The following is a 24214-nucleotide window of genomic DNA, read 5'->3' as shown; positions in this document are numbered from 1 at the left end:
TCACGCGGCCTCGACGACCGCCATCATGCCCTGATCGGCATGTTCGACGATGTGGCAGTGGAACAAGGATCGGCCACGGAACCGGTCGAAGCGGATGCCGATGTCGAGCGCGTCGCCGGGACGGAGATTGTGCGTATCGAGCCGTGCGCGTCGTGCGACCGGCGCGCCGTTCAGCGCCAGCGCCTCGAACCGCCAGGTGTGGAGATGGACCGGATGATCCATCAGGTCGACATTGCGGAGCGTCCAGATCTCCGACGATCCCGCCGCAACCGGTAAGTCCACCCGGCCGCCGTCATAGAGCCGGCCGCAGATGGTCAGGAGAGCGATCGGGATCTCGCGCCGCCGCGCCACGGCCGCTGGATCGAAACGAGGCCAGTCGGCTAGGCGCGACGGCAGGTCGGGCACGGCTGTATCGGTGGTTTCGGGCCGGATACGGATCAGCGGAGTCTCGGCGGTGTGGACGCTGCCCATGCGGTCATAGGGCCGGACCAGCAGATCAAAGCCGGGCCGGCCGGCCACCGGGATCATCACCTCCGCACGGGCGCCGGGCGGCAGAAAGATCTCCGGGACCGCTTCCGGCGCGGCCAGCAGCGCCCCGTCCTGCGCCACCAGGAACATCGGCCCGGCGTCGGACGGCGCCAGGCGCCAGTACCGGGCGTTGGCGGCGGCGACCAGCCGCAGCCGCACCCAGGCGCGGCGCGCGGTGATCCGCGGCCGCTCTACGCCATTGACCAGCAGCCGCGTGCCTTCGTGCCCGACCGCCCAGTCGTTCAAACGCGGCCAGCGGACCTGGCCGTCCACGATGGCCATGTCGTGCAGGACCAGGATGCGGTCGTCCGCCGGCGGCAGCCCATCCGGCTCAGCCCGTTCCACCAGGATCGGCCCGATGAGGCCGCGCATCTGGGCGAAGGCGCTGAGGCCGACCCGCCCATGCAGATGCGGGTGATACCAGTGCAGCCCGGCATTGCCCGGCAGGACGTCGAACTCGTAGCGGAAGCGCTCGCCCTGCGGCACCACGATCCACGGATTGTCGCCGGAGCCTCCCGGTTCGACCGAGAGGCCGTGATAGTGGAGATTGGTGGCCATCCCGGTGCGGTTCTCGAAGATCAGCTGCAGCCGCTCGCCCTCGCGCAGGCGTAGCAGCGGGCCGGGGTATCGGCCGGCATAGCCGAGCAGATTGCCCGCCAGAGGACTCGCGATCGGCGCCGCCATCAGATGCGCCCGCGCCAGCCCCGGCTCGCTGCGGTCGACCGGCAGCTCCGGCAGGACCGGCAACTCCGGACCCTCGTCGCCCAGGGCGAAGCCCCCAAGCGCGCCGCCAAGCCCGATCGCCCCGACACCGATGCCGGCGGCCATCAAGCCGCGGCGTGTCAGTTGCAGCGTCACGTCAGTAGTTCCGGAACGGCTTCAGGGCGAGCCGGGTGCCGTCGTCCAGCTGGCCGCGTTCGACGAGCATGGCGATGATCTTCTGGCGCTCGACGACGGGGTTGATCCTGGCGCGCCGCAACCGGTCCACCTCCTCCGCCGTGTAAGGCTGGAAGTCGGCAGGCAGTTCCGTGGGGCTGAAGGTGCGCAGCATCCAGTTCATCAGCGCGGCGATGCGGGCGCTGTCGAGCTGCGATTGGGCCACGTTCGGCACTTCGACCAGATAGGCCCGTCCCTCCGGAATGCGGGCGAAGTAGCCAACCCGGCCGGCCAGCGCCGGGATCTCGTCGACCGAGACCCCGCCCGGACCGTGGCAACCCTGGCAGTTGTTGGCGAAATCCTGGGCTGGCCCGAGGATGCGGGCAAGGCGCAGCGGACTGTCGCGAAGCTGGACGTCCGGCACCGTGCGCGCCGCCCCCACATCCAGCGTGATCGGCGGCGGTTCGCCGGCCAGGGTGGCAGCCGCCAGGCAGACGCCCAGCAGACTTGCGCTGACGGACAGGGGTCCGCTCTGCATCGCCTATTCGGCGAGCCCAACCAGCACGGCGCTGGAGCAGTGATAGACCATGCTCGTGGCACCGAAGCACCAGATGATGTCGTTGTTCACCTGCGGGCGGTAGGTCGGAAAATCGCCTTCCTGCCCCAGGCAAGGGCAGCGGGCGCAGGAATCCTGGCCGCAGCAATCCTGATAGGCGATCAGGTAAGTCTTGCCGTCGGCCGGGTTGATGCAGCTGCCGACCCACGAGGTCGGCGACGGCGCGGTTCCCGGCGGGCAGGTGGAGGGCGAACCGCCGCAGCAGGAGCAGAGATAGCCGTCGCTGGCGCAGTAGCGCCAGTAGTTGCAGGCCGTCGGGTCATCCGTCTGCGCCGTCCGGGCGAAGCGCGAGGCCAAGGTCGCTCCGTCCGGCGCGGCCTGCGCCTTGCGGCTGACCGGCAGGATCGGCACCGCCCCGGCGCCGACCAGGAGCGCGCCGATGCCGGCCAGTGTGCTGCGCCGCGACAGGCGCTGGGCGGCCCGGCGCGACAGCCGCTCGAAGCCGCCGTCCAGGATGTCGAACACGCGTCGCATCTGATCCTCCCTCAATGCCGGGTGTCTTTGTCACCCGCGGCGGCCTCGCCGACATAGCCGCGGGCCTTGAGATAGGCCTGGATCGAGCCGTAGCCCGACTCCTTGGCGATCACGAGGCTCTCAAGATGCTCCCGGCTGTTCACCAGCCCCTTGGCCCGGATCACCCCTTCCTCGTCGATCAGCACCGCGTAGGGCAGCTTGCCCACGCGGAAGGCCATGCCGAGTTGGGGCGAGTTCACATAGGGCACATGCTCAATGCCGTGCTCCGCCCGCATCCGCGCCTGGTCGGCGGGGTCGCCGTCGCCCACCAGCAGGACGTCGAGCCGTTCGCTGCCGACGAAGGACCGGGCGATCGGCAGCAGCTTCTTGCAGACCGGGCAGCTCGGCGAGACGAAGAAGATCAGGCGCATCCGGCCAGTGGCGCTGGGGCCGCCGATCCGCGCCTCCTGGCCGGCGAACGTGGTTACCCGCAGGTCCGGCGCCATCTCGCCGACCTCGGGGCCCCGGTCGTTGACCATGGCCCCCATCGGCGCGATCCGCTCGTGCAGGATGCCGATCTGCCGTGCCAGTGCCAGCAGCATCACGGCCAGCACGACGACCACGACGGCGAGGAGGACGACGGCCCAGGTAAGAGCGGTGGTGTCCATGGCGTGATCCCCTTCCCCTTATGCCCGCCGCAGCGAGGCGCGGTAATTGTCCTCGTAGCGCGGCGGCGGCGCCTTCGTGACCAGGCCGACCGCGAGCGAGAGGATGAAGAGAGCGGCGGCGCCGAGCGCGGCCAGCATCAAGTCGCCTGTGCCGAGCGCCCGGCCGGTGGCCGGTATCAGGCAGGGCAGCGACGCCGTCATCAGCACGAGATTGCGCAGCACGATCCACCAGGAGATCGGCTGGCGCAGAGTGTCGCTGAAGCAGCCGCAATCGATCGCGGTCCGGCCGCGCCGGACATTGACCGCCACGGCGGCCGCGAAGGCGGCGAGCATCAGCAAGGCAGCCATCGCTGCTTCCGCGCGGGTCGCCGGCACCAGCACGGCGACGGTGAGTGCTGCCTCGACCACCGGCAGGGCATAGGCGACCGGCCTGGCCAGGCGGTGCGGCAGGATCTGGTAGTTTTGGACAACCCCCTCGAAGGTCTCGAGGTGGCGGAGCTTCGAGGCCGCCGCGGCGCCGAATACGAGCGCCAGAAGCAGGGCGGAGGTGAGCTGCAGCAACGGGTCGATCATGGTCGGCCTCCAGCGCCGGCTCGCCGTCAGTATTCGCCGTCGACGTAGATGACCTGCGGCGAGAAGCCGAGCTTCTCCTGCTTCGCGACCTCGCGCCCCTGGGCGTCATAAGTAATGACGTCCGTCGTCTCCGCGACCGTGAAGATCAGCGGATCGCTTTCCTGCGACACGGCGACGGAGATCGTCTTCTCGGCCAGCTTGATCCGGCTCTCGACCTTTCTGCCGGCCACATCGACCACCCAGAGCTCGGTCGCCGCGTCCTTGTGGGTCCATTCCGGGCCCTGGTGCATCAGGACGTAGAGCCGTCCGGTGGCTTGGTTGAAGCTCGCCAGCTGCCACCCGCCCGGGCGCCACTCCTCCCTCCTCGCGGCGTCGTCGAGCAGCGACCAGGAGGGTTCCGGCCTCGCCACGCTTCCCGACAGGTCGACCGGATAGACAGTGCCGCCGTAGGACACGAAATAGACCTTGCGGTTCCGGCGATCGATGCCGGCATGCTCGAACACCGGATCCTTCTCGGCATCGAACATGGGCGCCTGCGTCCGTTCGGCCGTGCTGGTGATCGTGTCGCCCTCGACCTTGAAGGTGACGGTCTGCAGCGTGCCGTCCGAGCACACATTGGTGAAACGGTCCGGGGCCGAGGCGAAGATCAGGCCGCAGCCAGGGATCTGGATCTCGCCCTTGTAGGCCTTGGCCTTGAGGTCGACGACGCTGACCGTGGTCGCCGGGGCGAGATTGAAGGATAGGCCGTATCCGCCGTCCGGGGTGACATCGTAGTTCTGCTTCTTGGTGACCACGAGGAAGCGGCCCTTGGGCAGCTCGACCTCGCTCTTGATCTCCAGCGTCGCGGCGTCGCGCGTGGTCAGGTAGTCATGGCGGGCGCCGCGCGTGTGCTTCTCCCAGAAGCTGTCGAGCGAATAGACCTCCGACTTGTCCGGTGAGAAGCCCATATTGGGCCAGTAGCCCATGTTGAACATGCCCTCGATCTTCCCGCTGGCGCCGTCGAGGATCCAGACCTTGGCAGCTTCCGCGGCAGGAAAGGCCGTGTCCACCACCCAGATGCGCCGGGGGTTGGCCTTCAGCGTCGCGACGCCGCGCGCCTCGGTGACCGGAACGGCGCCCGGCAGCTGCTGCTGATCCTGCGCCAGGGCCGGCTGCATCAGGAACGGGATGGCGCAGAGGACTGCGATGCGCTTGACCATGGCATACCTCCCTTCGGCGGGCGCCCCGATCTTGTTGTTCGCGGCGCGCCGTCCGGGCCTCGGTGCGTCTTGCCGCCCGGCGCGTTCCGCCGGGCGGTGCTTCAGCGATAGCGGCCCTGGCGTTGCAGGACCTCGACCTTGTAGCCGTCCGGGTCGGTGATGAAGAAGAACCGCGCCAGCGGCTTGCCGTCGTGCTGCATCTCGCGGATCGGGTTCGGCGCCAGGCCGGCCTCGGTCACCCGGCGGTGCTCGGCATCGAGATCATCGACCACGACCGCGAGATGGCCGTAACCGTCGCCGAGCGCGTAAGGCTCGGTGCGGCCGTGATTGACCGTCAGCTCGATCTCGAAATCGGCTTCGGCATTGCGCAGGTAGATCAGCGTGAAGCCGTCGAAGACGAAGCGGTCGGCGACATCGAGGCCGAAGGCGTCCCGATAGAAGGCGACCGAACGGGCCTCGTCGAGGACGCGGACCATCATGTGGATGGCTTTCGCCATGGGTCTCCCCTGGGAACCGGCCGGCGGCCCGATGGCCACCGTTCCGGTCACTGTAGCGGGCCGAGGCCCGGCCGGGGTGTTAGCGGCATACTACAAGGGAGATTTTTTGCGCTCAGCCGATGGCGACGCGGGGGTGATCGAATTCCGTGCCGGCGCGCGGCCGCGCCCTCGGCTCGGACTGCGCCGCGATCGCCTCTCGTCCCTCGCTCATATAGGTCAGGCAGGCGCATCGCAGCAGCGAGGCGAAGTTCGGCACCTCGCCGCGGAACTCCAGCACCTCGTCGTGCAGCATGGTCAGGAGCTTCGGCAGGCTGGTGCCCTGCAGCTCCGCGATCTCCTCGAGGATGCGCCAGAACGCGGCCTCGAGGCGGATCGAGGTCGCCTGGCCGCCCAGTCGGACGGAGCGGGTCTGGAAGGCGTAGGTCTCGGGGGGCTGGCAGGCGAAGATACGGCACATGGCGGCGGCTCCTCTGTTCCCGGGGAAGCAAACGATCGCGGCGCCGGCCTGTCAACCTGACGCAGCCATCCCGGTCCCGGGATGCTAGACTCGCCGGCATGACCGCCCTCGACCGCCCTGTGACCGCCGCCACCCCGGCCCGGCCCGCCGTGCCGAGCCGGCGCAGCTGGGTGGTGTTCGCGGCGATCGGCATCGTGCTGTTCGCCGGCGTCGTCTGGCTGGCCGGGCCGGTCGGGCGCGACCGGGCTCTGGGCGAGATCGCACGCTCGGCCGAGGCGGCGCTGGGCCTGCATGTCGCCATGCTGCGCAGCGAGCTGGAGAAGCAGCGCTCCCTGCCCTTCGTGCTGGCCCAGGATCCGGATGTCCGCGCCGCCCTGGTCGCCGCCAACGACCGGGAGCGGCTGGACGGGATCAACGCCAAGTTCGAGGCGCTGAGCCGCGGCACGCGGGCGGCGGTGATCTATCTGCTCGACCGCAGCGGCACGGCGATCGCCGCCAGCAACTGGCGCGAGCCGACCAGCTTCGTCGGCCAGCACTACGCCTTCCGCGCCTATTACCAGCGGGCGGTCGAGGCCGGATCCGCCGAGTTCTTCGCCATGGGCACGATGAGCCGGCAGCCGGGCGCCTATCTGTCGCGCCGGATCGACGGGCCGAATGGCCTCTTGGGCGTGATCGTGGTCAAGGTCGAGTTCGACGAGCTGGAGCAGGCCTGGGGCCGCTTCGCCGAGACCGCCTTCGTCACCGACGAGCGCAACGTCGTGCTGCTGACCGACGTGCCGGAGTGGCGCTTTCGCAGCTATGGCCCGCTGCCGGAGGCGGAGCGCGCGGCGGTGCGCGAGAGCCTGCAATATGGCGCGGCACCACTGGACCCGCTGCCGGTGGCGCCGGATGCGGCGTCGTCACGGCCCGACATCGTCACCGCGACCCTGCCAGGGTCACGCCAGCCCGGCCGCTTCCTCGCCGTCGCCGCCGCGGTGCCGACCACCGGCTGGACCCTGCACCTGCTGGCCCCGACCGCGCCCGCCGCGGACCGCGCCGCCATGGACACGCGCCTGATCGCGGGCCTGGTGACGCTGCTGGCCCTGGCCGCCGCGGCCGCCCTGCTCTACCGCCGCAACCGCGCGCTCGGCCGCGCCGCGCAGCAGGCGGCGACGCAAGCGGAGCTGGAGCGCCGGGTCGCCGAGCGCACCCGGGCGCTGAACGACGCCAACCGCCGCCTGACCGAGGAGATCGAGGAGCGGCGCCGGGCCGAGCAGCGGCGGCAGCAGCTGCAGGAGGAGCTGACCCAGGCCAACCGCCTGGCCATTCTCGGCCAGGTCGCGGCCAGCGTGGCGCATGAGATCAACCAGCCGGTGGCGGCGATCCGAGCCTATGCCGACAATGCTTCGGTGTTCCTCGACCGCGACAAGCGGGAGGCGGTGCGCGAGAACCTGTCGACCATCGCCGGGCTGACCGATCGGGTCGGCACCATCACCCAGCATCTGCGCGCCTTCTCGCGCAAGGCGACCAACCGGATCGAGGCGACCTCCTGCGCCGACGCGGTCGAGGGCGCGCTGATCCTGACCCGGCCGCGGATCCGCCGCCAGTCGGTGCGGCTGGTGCAGGACCTGCCGCCCGGCGATGTCCGGGTGGTGGCGGAGCGGGTGCGGCTGGAGCAGATCCTGGTCAACCTGCTGCAGAATGCGCTCGACGCCGTCGCCGGCCTGCCCGACCCCGAGATCCGCATCGCGGTGGACGCAGGGGCAGAGGAGGTTAGGATCGCCGTCTCCGACACCGGCAAGGGCCTGGACCCGGACACGATGAAGGCGCTGTTCATCCCCTTCGCCACCTCCAAGCCGGCCGGGCTCGGCCTCGGCCTGGTGATCTGCCAGGACATCGCGCGGGACTTCGGCGGCAGCATCGCCGCCGCCAATCGCGATGACGGGGGAAGCGACGGCGGCGGGGCCGTGTTCACCGTCACCCTGAAGCGGGCATCATGAGCGCAGCGGGACGGGTCGTCTTCGTCGACGACGAGGCCGAGATCCGGCACGCCAATGTGCAGAGCCTGGAGCTGGCCGGGTTCGAGGTCACGGCGCTGGACTCCGCCCGCGCAGCCCTGGATGCACTCGACCGCGACTTCCCGGGCGCGGTGGTCACCGACATCCGCATGCCGGAGATCGACGGGCTGGCGCTGTTCCAACGGCTGCGCGAGATCGACCCCGACCTGCCGGTGATCCTGATCACCGGCCACGGCGATATCGCCATGGCGGTGGCGGCGATGCGCGACGGCGCCTACGACTTCCTGGCCAAGCCCTACCCGGCCGACCGGCTGGTCGACAGCGTCCGCCGGGCGGTGGAGAAGCGGCTTCTGGTGATCGAGAACCGCCGGCTGAAGGCGCAGCTGGAGGCGGCCGACGACCTGGCCTTCCTGGGCGACACGCCGGAGATGGAGCGGCTGCGCCGCACCGTGCGCGACGTCGCCGACGCCGATGTCGACGTGCTGGTGCTGGGCGAGACCGGATCGGGCAAGGAGGTGGTGGCCGAGGCGCTGCACCGCTGGAGCCGCCGCCGCGCCCGTCCGCTGGTGGCGCTGAACTGCGGCGCCCTGCCGGAGAGCGTGATCGAGAGCGAGCTGTTCGGGCACGAGGCCGGCGCCTTCACAGGGGCGCAGAAGCGCCGCATCGGCCGGATCGAGCATGCCGACGGCGGCACCCTGTTCCTGGACGAGGTGGAGAGCATGCCGCCGGCGCTGCAGGTGAAGCTGCTGCGGGTGCTGGAGGAACGGGCGGTGGAGCCGCTGGGCACCAACGAGCGCCGGCCGGTCGACCTGCGCGTCGTCGCCGCGACCAAGGTCGACCTGGCCGCGGCGTCGCAGGAGGGCAAGTTCCGCGCCGACCTGTACTACCGGCTCAACGTGGTGACCCTGCGGATCCCGCCGCTGCGCGAGCGCCGGGCCGACATCCCGCTGCTGTTCGCGCATTTCCTGGCCCGCGCCGCCGAGCGCTTCCGCCGCGACCCGCCGACCCTGGGCGACGCGGTGCGGCGGCACCTGCTGGACCACGACTGGCCGGGCAATGTCCGCGAGCTGGCGCATTTCGCCGACCGGGTGGCGCTGGGTCTGGCCGAGGTCGAGGAGCCGGCGCCGGCGGAGGGCCGGACCAGCCTGCCGGAGCGGGTCGAGCGCTACGAGGCGGCGCTGCTGCGCGAGGCGCTGGCGACGCACAAGGGCGACGTGCGGGCGACGGTCGAGGCGCTGGGCCTGCCGCGCAAGACCTTCTACGACAAGCTGGCCCGCCACGGCATCGACCCGAACGACTACCGGGCCGAGCCGATCGGGCGGCGGGCGGGGTGACGGTCTCCGAGACGGCCGACGGGATAGGAACACCCGCCTGCGACCGGCCGAACAGGACACCCCGGCTGGCAGCGCCTTTCCGGTATGCGCAATCGACAGAAACAAAAGCCTCTTTGAACGGTTGATAAACCGGAACCTGCGACGGAACGGGAGGGTCTAGCGACCTCCCGCGAGCAACCAAGGGGCTGAGGCATGCTCGTCGCGACCAGGAAGATTCTTGTCATGGGATTGCCGGGGTCCGGCAAGACAACGCTGGCCGAGCGGCTGGTGCGGCGTCTCAATGCCGTTCACTTCAACGCCGACGAGGTCCGATCCCGGATCAACAGGGATCTCGGCTTCTCGATCGAAGACAGGATCGAGCACGCGCGGCGCATGGGCTGGCTGTGCGACCAGGTCGTGAAGACGGGCAGCTTCGCGGTCGCCGACTTCATCTGCCCGACGCCGGACACGCGCGCCGCCTTCGGCGATGCCTTCATCGTCTGGGTCGACCGCATCGCCGAGAGCCGCTTCGAGGACACCAACCGGATCTTCGTGCCGCCCGAGCGGTGGGACGTGCGCGTGACGGCGGACGGCACGCCCGAATACTGGGCCGAGACGGTCGCCCGCAAGCTGCAGCCGATCTTCGATCCCAAGCGCCCGACGGCGCTGTTCGTCGGGCGATGGCAGCCGTTTCACGACGGTCACGAGGCGCTGATCGAAGAGGGCATCCGCCGGGTCGGCCAGGCCTGCATCGCCGTCCGCAACACCTATGGCCGGGACGGGCGCAACCCGTTCCCCTTCGAGGCGGTCAGGGACCGCATCGAAAAGGTGCTCGCCCGGCATGTGGGGCGTTTCATCGTGGTTCCCCTGCCAAATGTGACCGCCATCTTCTACGGCCGCGACGTCGGATACTCGATCGAACGCATCGATCTGAACGACGGCCTGGAAGCGATCTCGGCCACCGAGATCAGACGGAAGATCAAGCTCGAGGCTTGAGCCGCGGAGGAACCCTTATCCAGGAGCTGCCCGTTCTCAGTTACGGAGTAGACACGCGGGAGTGGTGTGGTCGAAATGAGCCAAAGGGAGCAAGAAAAGGATCGCCCAGCAGAAAGTGACGGAAAATCCGCTGCCGATATATTTTTCCGTCTCGCCTTCTTCGCATCGGCAGCGCTGCTGGTATTTGTGCTCGGGGCGATCCTGACGGCGGCGAACACGTTTCCGGGCCCGCAGATCGCCAAGGCCTACGAGGGCGGCAAGGCGTTCTATGCCAAGGTCGTCGCCAACCGGCAGATCTATTCCTCCGATCTCTGGCAGCCCGAGCGAAGGGCCGAGAAGGGCGTGATCACCTATCTGCCGGCCCGGGCACAGAACGGCGTCACGCTCTACACCTCCGGGCACGAGGCGGCCGCGTTTCTCGTCGGGATGGACGGGCGGGTCCTGCATGAATGGCGGAGGCCGTTCAGCACGGTCTGGCACGAGGGTGCCCCGATCAAGGAGCCCCAGCCCGATGCGCGCGTCTACTTCAAGGAAGCCCGCGTCTATCCGAATGGAGACCTCGTCGCGGTCTATGAGGGCAACGGCGACACCCCCTACGGCTACGGCGTCGTCAAGCTCGACCGCGACTCCAACCTGATCTGGAGCTACTTCGGCCGCGCCCACCACGATCTCGACATCGGACCGGATGGCCGGATCTACACCCTGACCAACAAGATCGTCCGGAAGCCGCTCCCGGGCTTCGACAACATCAAGTCACCGCGCCTCGACGATTTCCTCGTCGTCCTGTCGCCGGACGGCGAAGAGCTGAAGAGGCTGTCGCTCATCCATCTGGTTGCGAAATCACGGTACCGGCAGCTGCTCAAGACGGTCTCCTGGTTCGGGGTCCAAGACCCGCTGCACACCAACAACGTCGACTACATCACCGAAGAGATGGCGGCGAAGCTGCCTTTCGCGCGCCCCGGCCAGATCCTCGTCTCGTTCCGGGAGCTCGACGCGATCGGCATCGTCGATCCCGACAAAGAGGAGCTCGTCTGGGCGACGCGCGGCCCGTGGATCGGGCAGCATGATCCCGACATCCTGCCAAACGGCCACATGCTGCTGTTCGACAATTACGGCAACTTCGACAGCCCCAAGGGGGGATCGCGCGTCATCGAGTTCGATCCGGGGACGATGAAGATCACCTGGCAGTACGGCGGCACGGCCGATCGCCCGCTGGACAGCTCGATCCGCTCCTCGCAGCAGCGGCTCCCGAACGGCAACACCTTCATCAACGAGTCCAATGGCGGACGGCTCCTCGAGGTGACGCCGGAGGGAGAGATCGCCTGGGAGTTCGTCAATCCGGTGCGGAGCCCGCCGGTGAATGGGCAGACCCTGACCCCCGTCATCGCCTCGGCGCACCGTCTGGACCCGAAGGATCTCGACCCGTCCCTGCTGCAGCCGAAACCGCAGAGTAATCTGCAAGCCAAGGAATCTGGGCCATGAAGCGCTTCGCATTCACGGTGACGTTGATCCCGTGTCTCATGATTCCCGCGGCGGCCTTCGCCTATGTCGGCCCGGGCGCCGGCATCAGCCTGCTCGGCGCGCTGTGGGCGCTTATCCTCGCGGTGGGAACGGCGGTTCTGTTCGTGGTTGCATGGCCGGTGCGCAGGGCGCTTCGCCGGAGGCGGCAGGCGGGACTCCAGACCCGTGAGGCTCCTCGGGAGCACCGAGATTCCTGAGGGGAGGCGATGGGACTCTTCGGGCTGCCTTCGCCTCTCTTCGCCTGGGTGGACAAATGGCTGGGCGCGGTCCTGCCGCCCGCCCCGAGGCTCGTGCTGTGGGCGGCCTTCGGCGCGATCCTGTCGATGGAGCTGTATCGCCTGCTGTCGCCGCAACGCCGGATCACGGCGCTGAAAGGCGAGCTCGAGGACGCCAAGCGGCGCCTCTCCGGGCATGACGGCGATCTCGACGACGCCTGGCCGCTGATCGGCCGCATGCTGTCCCTCGCGCTCCGCCGCGTCGGCGTGGTCTTCCCCGCGACCATCATGGCCTCGCTGCCGCTCCTCGCCGTCATCATCTGGATCGATTCCGCTTATGGCCGGGCCTTTCCCCGATCCGGGGAGCCGATGTCAGTCGAGGTCGGCGAACCCTATGTGGGCCGGTGGATCGGCTCCGTCGCGGCGGGCCCGCCGCGGGTCCAGATCCTGAATGCCGACGGCGGAGTCCTCGCCGACATTGCCGTGAACGCGCCGATCCCGGTTCTCCACAAGCAGCACTGGTGGAACCTCCTGGTCGGCAATCCCGCCGGCTATCTCGACGACGCATCTCCCGTCGAGCTGGTCCGGCTTGACTTCCCGCGGCAGGAGGTCCTGTCCCTCGGCCCACCATGGATGCGCGGTTGGGAGTTCGTCTTCTTCCTCGCCCTGATCGGCTTCACGCTGACATTCAAACATCTCCGGCGCATCGAATGAGGCATTCGGAGGACGCGATGGCGCAGCAGACCGCCGACGGCGCGGAACCCCATGTCGCCGGATGGACCGATATCCTCGGCAGCTGGCTCGAACGCCACCCGCAGGCCTTCATCAGGCTCGGAAACTGGGAAACCCGTCTGCTGGAGGACCGGATCCGCAATCTGCCGATCCGCAGCCCGATCTACATCGCAGGGCTCGCCCGGTCCGGCAGCACGATCCTGCTCGAGCTCCTGAGCCGGCATCCGGAACTGGCGACCCATCGCTACCGGGATTTCCCGCTCCTCCTCACCCCCTGGATCTGGAACTGGTTCGTCGATCGCGCCGCGACCAGGCCGCAGGTGGCGAGCGAACGCGCGCACAGGGACCGCATCGCGGTCACGGCGGAGAGCCCGGAGGCCTTCGAGGAGGTGGTCTGGATGGCCTTTTTCCGCCACCTGCACGATCCCGCGGCGAACGCGGTCCTCGACGATGCCGACAACCCGACCTTCGAGGCCTTCTACCGGGACCACATCCGCAAGATGCTGCTGATCCGCGGCGGCACCCGTTATCTCGCCAAGGGCAACTACAACGTCACGCGGCTTCCCTATCTCCTGAAGCTCTTCCCCGATGCCCGCTTCATCGTGCCGGTCCGGGATCCCGAGTGGCACATCGCCTCCCTGATGAAGCAGCACGCCCTGTTCTGCCGGGAGGAGCGGCGGAACCCGCGCGTCCTGCGGCACATGCGCCGCAGCGGGCATTTCGAGTTCGGCCTCGACCGGCGGGCGACCCATGTCGGCGACGCCGAGGCGACGGCCCGGATCGAGCGGTTGTGGCGGAGCGGCCAAGAGGTCGCCGGCTGGGCCGAGCACTGGCGGCTCGTCTACGGCCATCTCGCCCGCACGCTCGAGGACCGGCCGGATCTCCGCGCCGCGACCGTCATCGTCCGCTACGAGGATCTCTGCGCGCGTCCCGCCGAGGTGCTGGCCGGGATCCTCGCCCGCTGCGACCTGCCGCCGCATGATCTGCCGGCCGAGGCGCAGGCGCGGGTCGCCGCACCCGGCTATTACCGCCCGAGCTTCACCGCCGAAGAGCGCGGTCTTATCCGGGACATCACCCGCGATGCCGCATGCCGCTTCGGCTACGAGGCTCCCGGTCCGGACGACCGGCTGCCGGCTGCCCCTCCGGACGCCGCCTGACGGCGTCGTGCTCCACGACCAGGACAGCGAGGAGACCGAGATGACCGATCGGCCCAACATCCTGTTCATCATGGCGGACGACCATGCAGCGAAAGCGATCGGCTGTTACGGGGCGGGGATCGGCCAGACGCCCAATCTCGACCGGATCGCCGCCGGCGGCATGCGGTTCAACCACTGCTACGTGACCAACTCGATCTGCACGCCGAGCCGCGCGGCGATCCTGACCGGCACCTACAACCACGTGAACGGGGTGACCGTGCTGGACATGTGGATCGACAACCGCCTGCCCAACGTGGCCAAGCATCTGCGCACCGGCGGCTACCAGACGGCGATCATCGGCAAATGGCATCTCGGCGAAGGCAAGGCGCATGAGCCGACAGGATTCGACTTCTGGTCGGTGCTGCCCAGCCAGGGCGAGTATTTCGATCCCTATCTGATCGAGATGGGCCAGGAGATCGAGGTGCCGGGCTATGTGACCGACATCATCACCGACAAATGCCTGTCCTGGCTGGATCGCCGCGACCCCGGCCGGCCCTTCGTCCTGATGTGCCACCACAAGGCGCCGCACCGGGAATGGGAGCCGCATCCGAAGCACAGGGGCCTGTACCAGGATGACATCCGCGTGCCGGACAGCTTCGACGACGACTACAAGAACCGCGCCCGGGCCGCGGCCGAAGCGAAGATGCGGATCAAGGACGACATGAAATACCGCGATCTCGGCCTGGTGCAGCCGGAAGGCGGCGCGGAGGTCGGCGAGCGGGTGCGGGCGTACAGCCACGAGCGCAGGATCCCGAATCCCGATGATGTCTCCGGCTTGCGGCTCATCGACCGGGACACCGGCGCGGTCTTCACCTTCAAGGACAAGGACGAGCTCGGGCGCTTCAAATATCAGCGCTATCTGAAACGGTATCTGAGGACCATCGCCTCGATCGACGAAAGCGTCGGGCGGCTGCTCGACTATCTCGACCGGAACGGGCTCTCCGACGACACGATCGTCATCTACACCTCCGACCAGGGTTTCTTCCTCGGCGAGCACGGCTGGTTCGACAAGCGTTTCATGTACGAAGAATCCTTCCAGATGCCGCTGCTGATCCGCTATCCGCGCGAGGTCCGGAGCGGCACGGTCTGCGACGACATCGTCTGCAATGTCGATTTCGCGCCGACCTTCCTCGACCTCGCGGGGCTCACGGTCCCGTCCTACATGCAGGGGCGCAGCGTCCGGCCGCTGCTGCGGGGCGAACGGCCGGACGACTGGCCGGATGTCGCCTATCACCGCTACTGGATGCACCGTGACCCCGACCACAACGTCTTCGCGCATTACGGCGTCCGCGACCAGCGCTACAAGCTGATCTACTGGTACAATGAGGGTTTCGACCTTCCCGGCACCAACCAGGGCGGCGAGGACCGGGAATGGGAGCTGTTCGACTGCGAGAAGGACCCGCTCGAGCTCTTCAACGTCTATTCCGATCCGGCCTATGCCGGGATCGTCAGATCACTCAGGGAGAAGCTCGACAGAAAGATGGCGGAGATCGGCGACGAGCCGGCGCACCTCGCGCCGCTCACGGCAGCTTGACGAACTCCGCGTCGATCGTGCTCTCGACCTTGCCGGCCACCGCCCGGGTGTAGCGCAGCGACATCCTGTCCGGCGCGGTCAGGGTGCGGCGATAGGTCTGCACCTCGGTCTTGCCGTTCGTCTTCGCGGTCAGCTCCACGGTCAGGGTCGCCCCTTCCAGCTGAGCCTTGGCCCGGGCGCCGCTGTCCAGCCGGGTCGACCAGACATTCGGCGTCTTGCCGGGCGGGAACAGGGCCGTTTCCTCCCGCATCTTGAGCGGGTCGTCCGCCGCGCCGTCGCGCGGCCCTTCGGCGCTGCGCCACTGCAGGTAGAGGCCGCCATCAGCCGAGGCGTCGATCACAAGGCCGGCGGCGCGGCGGGTCTCGCCCTCGCCCTGGCTGGCACCGACCCAGGAGCCACGGAACGCCGCGATCCCCGACGCAGCGGCCGGCTCGGCCGCCGCAGGGACCGCCTGAGCCGGCGGCGCCTTGGTCTCCCCGGATGGCGGAGCGCAGGCGCCCAGCGCCATGATCGCAGCCATCCCAAGGATGGCGTGCCGCAGCCTCATTCTGTCCCCCTTCCCGTCCCCACGGGATCGATTCGCCAGCCATCATCGCCGATGCGGCACACCGGCCGCACGGGAAATCGGGCCCGACCAAACGAAAACGACCGCCCCGACGGATCGGAGCGGCCGCTGGTCGCGAAGGACGGACGGATCAGGCCCGCACCACCTCGCTGGCCGGGGCGTCGAGGCCGAGGGCCGCGGCGGCGGTGGCGACGATGTGCTGCGCCGACAGCGCCGCCTCCGCATATTGCAGCTCCGGCTTGTCGTGGTCCTGGAACCGGTCCGGCAGGGTCATCGGCCGGATCTTCAGCCCCTGGTCCAAGAGGCCGGTGCGGGCCAGGTGGTGCAGCACGATGCTGCCGAAGCCGCCCTCGGCCCCCTCCTCCACCGTGATCAGCACGGCGTGGTGGCGGGCCAGCTGGTTCACCAGCTCGGTGTCGAGCGGCTTGGCGAAGCGGGCATCGGCGACGGTGGTCGACAGGCCCATGCCGCCCAGCGTCTCGGCCGCCGCCAGGCATTCCTGCAGCCGGGTGCCGTAGCTGAGCAGCGCGATACTCGTGCCCTCGCGCAGCACGCGGCCCTTGCCCAGGGCCAGCGGCGTGCCACGGGCCGGCAGCTCGACGCCGACGCCGTCTCCGCGCGGATAGCGGAAGGCCGAGGGCCGGTCGTCGATCGCGACGGCGGTGGCCACCATGTGCACCAGCTCGGCCTCGTCCGCCGCCGCCATCAGCACCATGCCGGGCAGCATGCCGAGATAGCCGATGTCGAAGCTGCCGGCATGGGTGGCGCCGTCGGCGCCGACCAGGCCGGCGCGGTCGATGGCGAAGCGCACCGGCAGCGACTGGATGGCGACGTCGTGCACCACCTGGTCGTAGGCGCGCTGCAGGAAGGTGGAGTAGATGGCGCAGAACGGCTTGAAGCCCTCCGTCGCCATCCCCGCCGCGAAGGTCACCGCATGCTGCTCGGCGATGCCGACGTCGAAGCTGCGGTTCGGGAAGCGCTGGGCGAACTTGTCGAGGCCGGTGCCCGACGGCATGGCGGCGGTGACGGCGACGATGCGGTCGTCGGCCTCGGCCTCCTGGATCAGCGCCTGGGCGAAGACGCCGGTATAGCTCGGCGCGTTGCTCTTCGGCTTGGCCTGGGCGCCGGTGATGACGTCGAAGCGGCTGACGCCGTGGTACTTGTCGGGCGACGCTTCGGCCGGGCCGTAGCCCTTGCCCTTCTGGGTGACCACATGGACCAGAACCGGCCCCTCATCGGCGTCGCGGACATTCTCGAGCACCGGCAGCAGGTGGTCGAGATTGTGCCCGTCGATCGGGCCGACATAGTAGAAGCCCAGCTCCTCGAACAGCGTGCCGCCGGTGACGAAGCCGCGGGCGTATTCCTCGGCCCGCTTGGCGGCGCGCGCCACCGGCCGCGGGAAGATCGCGGTGACGTCGCGCATCAGGTGCCGCAGCGAGCGGTAGGAGCGCGAGGAGATCAGCCGCGACAGATAGGCGCTCATGGCGCCGACCGGCGGCGCGATCGACATGTCGTTGTCGTTGAGGATGACGACGAGGCGGCTCTTCAGCGCGCCGGCGTTGTTCATCGCCTCATAGGCCATGCCGGCGCTCATCGCGCCGTCGCCGATCACCGCCACGACTCGGAAGTCGTCGCCCTTCAGGTCGCGTGCCACGGCCATGCCGAGGCCGGCCGAGATCGAGGTCGAGCTGTGCGCCGCGCCGAACGGGTCGAATTCGCTTTCCGACCGTTTGGTGAATCCGGACAGGCCGCCGCCCTGGCGCAGGGTGCGGATGCGGTCGCGCCGCCCGGTGAGGATCTTGTGCGGATAGGCCTGGTGGCCGACGTCCCAGATCAGCTTGTCGCGCGGCGTGTCGAACACCCGGTGCAGGGCGACGGTGAGCTCGACCACGCCGAGCCCGGCGCCGAGATGGCCGCCCGTGGTCGAGACGGCGTCGATGGTCTCGGCCCTCAGCTCGTCGGCGACCTGCTTCACGTCGGAAGCCGGCAGGAGTCGAAGGTCTTCAGGGGTGCGGATGGTGTCGAGCAGCGGCGTGACTGGCTTCATTCAGCTTCGCTTTCGGCAGGCTTGATCCAGCGGTTCGGGCGGCATCGGCGTCGGTCTTTCTGGCACCGTGACGGCAGACATTCGGCCGAAGCACCCCATAAATTTCCTGCCCGGTACTCCTCCCAGCACTATAGGGGAGCGATGGCCCGATCAAGAGAATCCGGCGACGATGCCGCAGCCGGAGGCAGATTTGCCACAGGCTGATGCGCCCGCGCCACGGGTGGGCCGGCGCCGGCGGCGGAACGAGCCAAATCGGCGGAAACGCTGATCCGAAGCGGATTTTTCTCGGCTGAGCTGAAGGTGGAAAAGCCCTCTCCGCCATGGCTCACGGCAGGCATCCTGCTTCGCGATCGCGCGGTTCTACTGTCCTGCGAAGTGCGTCGGCGCGAAGCAGGATGGCGGAGGGACCGGGATTCGAACCCGGGCACGGGGTTTCCCCCGTGGACGGTTTAGCAAACCGCTGCCTTCAGCCACTCGGCCACCCCTCCGTCCAGCGGCGGTGCCGCTTGGTCCGGGGTTCTTAAGGGGGCCGAGAGGGCTTGTCAATCGCGGGCCGCGGTGCGTTCCGGCCAGCACAGAGACCGTCTCCGATATGGACGGGTGCAGCCCCGCTTCATAACCGGTCAGAAAGTTAGATTTCCCCCTCCATTCGGGGGGTGACGGGCCCGGGCCCGTGATGATTCTATGCCGTCGCCCGGCCAGGACGAACCGTCACGGCGCGGGCCGCGCCCACTCCCGGATGCGCATGCATCGGTCCCGGCTCTCTAAGAGTCCGGAGCAGTTGTACGCGCCATTTGCGGGCCGGGGGTGGGCGTCGTCGTCTCGCGATATCAACGGAACGGATTTCATTCATGGCCATCATTACCGGCACCGAAGGCGCCGACGTTCTCGTCGGCGACCGCCCGCTCCCGGACAGCGACACTCTCTACGGTCTCGGCGGCAACGACACGCTGTCGGGCGGCCTCGCCACGGACATCGCCGTCGGCGGCGACGGTGCCGACAGAATCGACGGCGGCTTCCAGGCCGACATGCTGATGGGCGACGACGGCAACGACGTCCTCCAGGGCGGGTCCGGCGCCGACAATCTCACCGGCGGCGCGGGGGCCGACTACATCCGGGCCGGCACCGGCGACGACATCATCGTGATCCAGGATCCGACCGAGGCTGCCGGCGACCAGATCGACGGCGGCCTCGGCTTCGACATGCTGATGATCGACTATTCCAGCCAGTCGGCCGGAGTGTCCTTCACCGCGGTCGACCCGATCATCGCGCGGACGCTGCCCGGCGGCGCCGTGATCGTCGGCATCGAGCACCACTTCATCACCGGCACGGATTTCGCCGATTCGATGACCGGCGGCCGCTGGACCGACCTTCTGATCGGCGGCGAGGGCAACGACGCGCTGCGCGGTGGCGGCGGCAGCGACCAGCTCAATGGCGAAGGCGGCAACGACATCCTCGACGGCGGCAGCGGTTTCGACGCCATCAACGGCGGGGACGGCGCCGATTCCGCCCGCGGCGGCTTCGGCTGGGACTTCATCCAGGGCGAAGCCGGGGCCGACCGGCTCTATGGCGAGGCGGGGAACGACGTGATCGACGGCGGCGACGATGCCGATGTGATCGACGGCGGCGACCAGGACGACATCCTTTCTGGCGATGCCGGCGACGACCGGCTGATCGGCGGCAACGGCAACGACGGCCTGAAGGGGGGCCTCGGCGCCGACGTGATCTATGGCGGGACCGGAGACGACACGGCGACCGTGGCGATCGGCCAGGGCGCCGACCAGATCGACGGCGGCGCCGGCATCGACCGGCTGGTGGTGACCGGCGTGACCGGCAACTTCATCGCCGAAGCCTCCACCGTGCTCGGCCGGCTGTCCGACGGCACGCGGTTCATCAATGTCGAGGCCTACACGATCAGCGGCACCACCGCCGCCAACGCCTTCCGCGGCCATGACCGGGACGATGTGCTGAACGGGCTGGGCGGCAACGACACGCTCGGCGGCCGCGGCGGCGACGACGTGCTCGACGGCGGCACCGGTGTCGATCTCCTCGACGGCGGCGATGGCAACGACCGGCTGGTCGCCGGCAGCGGCGGCAAGGACACGATCTATGCCGGGGCCGGCATCGACACCGTCGAGCTGGACCGGGGCGACGCCACCGCCGGCCTGACCTTCACCTTCGCCGGCCGCACCGCCAGCCTGTCGGACGGCACCGTGATCACCGATGCGGAGATCATCCGGCTCACCACCGGGTCCGGCGCCGACAAGCTCCATGCCGGGGTGGCGCAGCAGGTCAGCTTCAGCGCCGGCGCCGGGAACGACGCGCTCACCGGTAGCGCCGGCGGCGACACGCTCGACGGCGGCGCCGGCAACGACACGATCAGTGGCAAGGATGGCGACGACACCATCCGCGACGCCGGGGGCAACAACACCATCGATGCCGGCAACGGCAACGATCGCGTCGAGATCGAGGTCCAGAGCGCCAGCGCAGGCGGCGACAGCAGCTATGTCTGGCTCGGCGCCGGCGACGACGCGGCCCATCTCAATCCCGTGGGCGGCGCCACCCACGGCACCTTCAAGGTCGACGGCGGCGCCGGCACGGACCTGGCCTGGGTCAACCGCTCCGACGCCACGGCCAACCTGGCCTTCACGCTGTCGGCGGCCGCGGGGCTGGTCAATGGCGGCGTCACCCTGCTCAACATCGAGCGCGTCCATATCGAGACCGGCTCGGGCGCCGACAAGCTGACCGGCGGCGCGCTCGACGACGAGTTCAAGAGCCATGGCGGCAACGACATCCTCATCGGCCTCGGGGGCAACGACACGCTCGAAGGCGGCGACGGCGCCGACACGCTGCAGGGCGGCGACGGCGACGACGTGATCTGGGGCCGGGACGACGACCTCAGCGATACCTTCGCCGACACGCTCGACGGCGGCGCCGGCAATGATGCGCTGCACATCAACAAGGGCGACTACGCCACCGGCGGCGCCGGAGTCGACCGCGTCTTCGTCGACCTCGCCGATCAGACCGCGGGCGTGACCTTCACCTTCTCGACCGGCCTGGTCAATGTCGACGCCACGACCCGCTTCGCCGCGATGGAATCGCTGGAGTTCCAAGGTGGCAGCGGCAACGACACGGTGACCGCCGGCGCCCTGGACGACAGGCTCGAAGGCAACGCCGGAAACGACGTGCTGCGCGGGGGTGCCGGGCACGACACGCTGCTCGACGGCGCCGGCAGCGACCAGCTGTTCGGTGATGCCGGCAACGACAGCTTCATCCGCGACTATGGTGACGGCCGGGGGACGGACCGCTTCACCGGCGGCGACGGGTTCGACACCCTGTCCTTCCTGGAGAACGACCTCGGCCTGTCCGCGATCGTGGACCTGGCCGACAGCAGCCGCAACAACGGGCTGGCGAAGGGCCTGGTCCTGTCGGGCTTCGAGGCGGTGGTCGGCACCGACCTCGACGACGATCTGCGCGGCGCCGCGGCCGGGGAGACGCTGTCCGGCGGCGGGGCCGACGACACGCTGGACGGCCGCGCCGGCGACGACACCCTTGAGGGCGGCTCCGGCGGCGACCTGCTGACCGGCGGCGCCGGCCGCGACCGCTTCGTCTTCGGCGAGGATGCCATCGGCTCGGGCGACCAGATCACCGACTTCACCCGCGGCACCGACCGGCTGGTGATCGACCGGGCGGGCTTCGGGCTGGACGCGGGATATCAGCCGTCGCTGATCACCGGCGCCGATCCGCAGGCCACCGGCAGCGGCCCGCAGTTCCTGTTCGAGACCGACTGCGGCCGGCTCTGGTTCGACGCCGACGGCGCCGGCAACGAGGCCGAGGCGCAACTGGTCGTCACCCTGACCGGCGTGACCACGCTGGCCGTATCGGACCTGCTGCTGGTGTGAGCACATCGCGGGGCCGCCTGCCTGCGGGCGGCCCCGGCTTTCACTCAACGAACGGCTATCGCCAGAACGGCTTCGCCAGCTCGGCTAGCACGTCGCACCGGGTCCAGCCGAGATCCTTCAGCGCCGGCTCCGACAGCCGGGCCAGATCGCGGCGCTGGCGGACCCGTTCCAGGGCATCCTCCAGCGCCAGCAGCAGGCGCCAAGCCGGCGACCCGGCCGGCGTCGACCGCCCGGCCTCGGGCACGTTGTCATTGGCGCTCCGCCTGGCCAGGTCGTCCCACATCGCCGGCCCCGCAGACAAGATCCGTCCCCGTCCCCATATGACGGAGACGGAAATCATACGGCCTGAGGCCATAGCGCGGCCAGCGCGTTGCACAGCCTCCTCCCCGCTGGACAGCGGCGGCGGGACTCGATAGGGAATGGGCCGGGGCCGGATTAGCTCAGCTGGTAGAGCAGCGGTTTTGTAAACCGAAGGTCGCGGGTTCGATCCCTGCATCCGGCACCATCTCCCGATCTTCCGCATCCTCGCCCCGATGTCCTCGCCGGGCGTGACAGATCGGGTTATGCCCCCTATCCTGCCGGCGCGTTTCCGGACGTATGCGAGCATTTCCGAGGGGAATTTGATGCTGAATTCGACGATCCGCCGCGCCTGCTTTGTCTGCGGCTCGACCGAAGGCGAGACGGTGTTCGAGACGGCGATGGATGTCTGCGGCCTCGGCCGCGTCACCTACGCCCTGCGCTGCTGCTCCGGCTGCGGTCTGACGCTGCAGGACCCCGCGGTCTCGCCCGAGACCATGATGCGCCAGTACCAGACCTTCTCCAACTACACCGCCTTCGGCGCCGGCGAGCCGCCGCTGATCGACACCGCCCGCCGCATGATCGCCATGGTCCAGGCCGAGGGCGTGCGGCCGGGCCGGATGTACGATGTCGGCGCCTCCAGTGGGTCGATGCTCTGGCATTTCCGCAAGCTGGGCTGGGCCGTGGCCGGCTGCGACCTGTCGCCCAAGGCGGTCGAGCAGGCGCGCGAACGCAACGGCATCGATGTCGAGCTCGGCGCCGACGAGGACACGCTGCCGCGCCGCGGCGGCCAGGACCTGATCACCTTCTCGCATGTGCTGGAGCATGTCTACGACCCGGCGGCGACGCTGCGGCGCGTCCATGCCGCCCTGGCCCCGGAAGGGCTGCTGCTGCTCGAGGTGCCGTGCCTCGCCGCGCCGGAGGTCAACCCGCCCGGCCTGTTCATGATGGAGCACGTCAACTATTTCGACGAGACGTCGCTGGCCAACCTGCTGGCCCGGACCGGCTTCGGCATCCTGCAGGCGCCGGTCACGGTCGATCACTACCCCTACCCCGTGATCACCGTCCTGGCCCGCAAGCAGACGCCGCAGCCCGATGCGCCGCTGGTCGACGGCGTCGCCAAGAACCGCGCCTTCTGCCAGGCCTATGGCAATGTCGAGAAGCGGCGCTGGGGCGCGGTCGAGCAGCGGCTCAAGGCCGCGATCCGGCCGGGCGAGGAGGTCTATGTCTGGGGCGCCGGGCTGCACACCTCGACCATGCTGGAGCGAACCTCGCTCGAGAGCCATGCCCGGATCCTCGGGATCACCGATCGCGACCCGCAGAAGCACGGGCACAGCCTGGGCTCTTATGTCGTGATCCCGCCCGAGGACGTGCTGCGCAGCGGCCGCAAGGTGGTGATCTCCAGCTTCCCGTCCGAGCGGCAGATCGGCGAAGGGCTGCTGCACGCGGGCGTGCCCCGGGACATGATCGTGTCGCCGCACGGGCAGTTCGCCCCGGAGACCGTCTCCTGAGGCTCAGGCCTGCGGCCGGCTGCGCCGCAGCCGCACCACCGCGGCATCGAGCGCCGACAGGAAGGCCGATTTGTCCTTGGCCGACATCGGCTTGTTGCCGCCGCCGGCCACGCCCATGGCGCGGAGGTCGGCCATCAGTGCTCGGCTGGCCAGGGCCATGCCGATCGAATCCTTGGTGAAGGGCCGGCCGGTCGGGCCGATCACCGTGGCCCCCGTCTTCAGGCAGCGGTCGGCCAGCGGGATATCGGCGGTGACGACGATGTCCGCCGGCCCGGCCCGCTCGGCGATCCAGTCATCGGCCGCGTCGAAGCCCTCGCCGACGATCACCAGCTGGATGCGCGGGTCGCGCGGCACCATCACCCCGCCATTGGTGACGACGAACACCTCCAGGCCGTAGCGCTCGGCGACGCGGTAGACCTCCGCCTTCACCGGGCAGGCATCGGCGTCGACGAGGATGCGGATCGGGTCGGTCACGGGCACGGCGCGGCTGCGGGTCGGGACCGGAACCATAGCGGCGGCGG

22 protein-coding genes and 2 tRNA genes are annotated in these 24214 nt (G+C 69.3%); 11 read left to right on the top strand and 13 right to left on the bottom strand.

Annotated features, from left to right (window positions below; translation table 11 throughout):
• From KXR53_RS02515 to KXR53_RS02480, 8 genes are all read right to left on the bottom strand, one after another.
• Positions 1-1386 (bottom strand): multicopper oxidase family protein, encoded by a 1386-nt coding sequence (locus KXR53_RS02515; RefSeq protein ID WP_437373070.1) that lies wholly within the window; start codon positions 1384-1386, stop codon positions 1-3.
• A gap of 1 nt (position 1387) precedes the next feature.
• Positions 1388-1942: a c-type cytochrome gene (locus KXR53_RS02510; RefSeq protein WP_437373068.1), complete on the bottom strand. Its 555-nt coding sequence runs from the start codon at positions 1940-1942 to the stop codon at positions 1388-1390.
• Positions 1943-1945: 3 nt separating this feature from the next.
• On the bottom strand, positions 1946-2494 hold the full coding sequence (gene mauA, locus KXR53_RS02505; RefSeq protein ID WP_437373066.1) for a methylamine dehydrogenase (amicyanin) small subunit: 549 nt from the start codon (positions 2492-2494) through the stop codon (positions 1946-1948).
• A gap of 11 nt (positions 2495-2505) precedes the next feature.
• Positions 2506-3141 carry a methylamine dehydrogenase accessory protein MauD gene (gene mauD, locus KXR53_RS02500; RefSeq protein WP_437373064.1) on the bottom strand — a complete coding sequence of 212 codons (636 nt, stop codon included), beginning with the start codon at positions 3139-3141 and terminating at the stop codon, positions 2506-2508.
• Between the two features lie 18 nt (positions 3142-3159).
• Positions 3160-3714 (bottom strand): MauE/DoxX family redox-associated membrane protein, encoded by a 555-nt coding sequence (locus KXR53_RS02495; RefSeq protein ID WP_437373062.1) that lies wholly within the window; start codon positions 3712-3714, stop codon positions 3160-3162.
• A 26-nt stretch (positions 3715-3740) separates the two neighbouring features.
• Positions 3741-4913, bottom strand: coding sequence for an amine dehydrogenase large subunit (locus KXR53_RS02490; RefSeq protein ID WP_437373060.1), 1173 nt, complete (start codon positions 4911-4913; stop codon positions 3741-3743).
• A 101-nt stretch (positions 4914-5014) separates the two neighbouring features.
• Entirely contained in the window at positions 5015-5410 is a 396-nt protein-coding gene (locus KXR53_RS02485) for a VOC family protein (RefSeq protein WP_437373058.1), read from the bottom strand.
• Positions 5411-5522: 112 nt separating this feature from the next.
• Entirely contained in the window at positions 5523-5867 is a 345-nt protein-coding gene (locus KXR53_RS02480) for a ribbon-helix-helix domain-containing protein (protein ID WP_437373056.1), read from the bottom strand.
• A 98-nt stretch (positions 5868-5965) separates the two neighbouring features.
• Here KXR53_RS02480 and KXR53_RS02475 point away from each other — a divergent pair, with 98 nt between their 5' ends.
• The 8 genes from KXR53_RS02475 to KXR53_RS02440 all read left to right on the top strand — a co-directional run bounded on the left by KXR53_RS02475 (position 5966) and on the right by KXR53_RS02440 (position 15371).
• A complete protein-coding gene (locus KXR53_RS02475; protein WP_437373054.1) occupies positions 5966-7846 on the top strand; it encodes a sensor histidine kinase in 1881 nt (626 codons plus the stop codon).
• Positions 7843-9198 (top strand): sigma-54-dependent transcriptional regulator, encoded by a 1356-nt coding sequence (locus tag KXR53_RS02470; protein WP_437373052.1) that lies wholly within the window; start codon positions 7843-7845, stop codon positions 9196-9198. Before KXR53_RS02475 ends, KXR53_RS02470 begins: the two co-directional genes overlap by 4 nt.
• Positions 9199-9420: 222 nt before the next feature.
• Entirely contained in the window at positions 9421-10173 is a 753-nt protein-coding gene (locus KXR53_RS02465; protein WP_437373050.1) for an adenylyl-sulfate kinase, read from the top strand.
• A 75-nt stretch (positions 10174-10248) separates the two neighbouring features.
• The gene (locus tag KXR53_RS02460; protein ID WP_437373048.1) at positions 10249-11655 is read left to right on the top strand and encodes an arylsulfotransferase family protein; all 1407 of its coding nucleotides are present in this window, start codon (positions 10249-10251) and stop codon (positions 11653-11655) included.
• Positions 11652-11891, top strand: coding sequence for a hypothetical protein (locus tag KXR53_RS02455; protein WP_437373046.1), 240 nt, complete (start codon positions 11652-11654; stop codon positions 11889-11891). The genes KXR53_RS02460 and KXR53_RS02455 overlap by 4 nt, the downstream gene beginning before the upstream one ends.
• Positions 11892-11900: 9 nt before the next feature.
• Positions 11901-12623 carry a hypothetical protein gene (locus tag KXR53_RS02450; protein WP_437373044.1) on the top strand — a complete coding sequence of 241 codons (723 nt, stop codon included), beginning with the start codon at positions 11901-11903 and terminating at the stop codon, positions 12621-12623.
• Between the two features lie 17 nt (positions 12624-12640).
• A complete protein-coding gene (locus KXR53_RS02445) occupies positions 12641-13798 on the top strand; it encodes a sulfotransferase (protein WP_437373042.1) in 1158 nt (385 codons plus the stop codon).
• Positions 13799-13838: 40 nt separating this feature from the next.
• Positions 13839-15371, top strand: a complete 1533-nt coding sequence (locus KXR53_RS02440; RefSeq protein ID WP_437373040.1) for a sulfatase family protein — start codon at positions 13839-13841, stop codon at positions 15369-15371.
• Here the strand turns inward: KXR53_RS02440 and KXR53_RS02435 are convergent.
• The 3 genes from KXR53_RS02435 to KXR53_RS02425 all read right to left on the bottom strand — a co-directional run bounded on the left by KXR53_RS02435 (position 15358) and on the right by KXR53_RS02425 (position 18471).
• Positions 15358-15918 (bottom strand): hypothetical protein, encoded by a 561-nt coding sequence (locus KXR53_RS02435; protein WP_437373038.1) that lies wholly within the window; start codon positions 15916-15918, stop codon positions 15358-15360. The two genes, KXR53_RS02440 and KXR53_RS02435, sit on opposite strands and share 14 nt — an antisense overlap.
• A gap of 148 nt (positions 15919-16066) precedes the next feature.
• Complete coding sequence (dxs, locus tag KXR53_RS02430) at positions 16067-17983, bottom strand: 1-deoxy-D-xylulose-5-phosphate synthase (RefSeq protein WP_437373036.1); 1917 nt, start codon at positions 17981-17983, stop codon at positions 16067-16069.
• A gap of 396 nt (positions 17984-18379) precedes the next feature.
• A tRNA-Ser gene (locus tag KXR53_RS02425) sits at positions 18380-18471 on the bottom strand.
• A gap of 363 nt (positions 18472-18834) precedes the next feature.
• On the opposite strand from KXR53_RS02425, the gene KXR53_RS02420 reads away from it, so the two are divergent.
• Positions 18835-21885 carry a calcium-binding protein gene (locus tag KXR53_RS02420; RefSeq protein ID WP_437373034.1) on the top strand — a complete coding sequence of 1017 codons (3051 nt, stop codon included), beginning with the start codon at positions 18835-18837 and terminating at the stop codon, positions 21883-21885.
• 55 nt (positions 21886-21940) lie between these two features.
• On the opposite strand, the gene KXR53_RS02415 is transcribed toward KXR53_RS02420, so the two are convergent.
• Positions 21941-22168 carry a DUF1127 domain-containing protein gene (locus KXR53_RS02415; protein WP_437373032.1) on the bottom strand — a complete coding sequence of 76 codons (228 nt, stop codon included), beginning with the start codon at positions 22166-22168 and terminating at the stop codon, positions 21941-21943.
• Positions 22169-22314: 146 nt separating this feature from the next.
• Between KXR53_RS02415 and KXR53_RS02410 the strand changes: the two genes are divergently transcribed.
• Positions 22315-22390: transfer RNA gene (locus KXR53_RS02410), tRNA-Thr, on the top strand.
• Between the two features lie 118 nt (positions 22391-22508).
• On the top strand, positions 22509-23693 hold the full coding sequence (locus KXR53_RS02405; protein WP_437373030.1) for a class I SAM-dependent methyltransferase: 1185 nt from the start codon (positions 22509-22511) through the stop codon (positions 23691-23693).
• Positions 23694-23696: 3 nt separating this feature from the next.
• On the opposite strand, the gene KXR53_RS02400 is transcribed toward KXR53_RS02405, so the two are convergent.
• On the bottom strand, positions 23697-24155 hold the full coding sequence (locus KXR53_RS02400; protein WP_437373463.1) for a YaiI/YqxD family protein: 459 nt from the start codon (positions 24153-24155) through the stop codon (positions 23697-23699).
• Positions 24156-24214: the final 59 nt, after the last annotated feature.

Source organism: Inquilinus limosus, from assembly GCF_051487185.1.
GTDB classification, from domain to species: domain Bacteria; phylum Pseudomonadota; class Alphaproteobacteria; order DSM-16000; family Inquilinaceae; genus Inquilinus; species Inquilinus limosus_F.
This window is presented reverse-complemented; position numbering and strand designations above follow the sequence as displayed.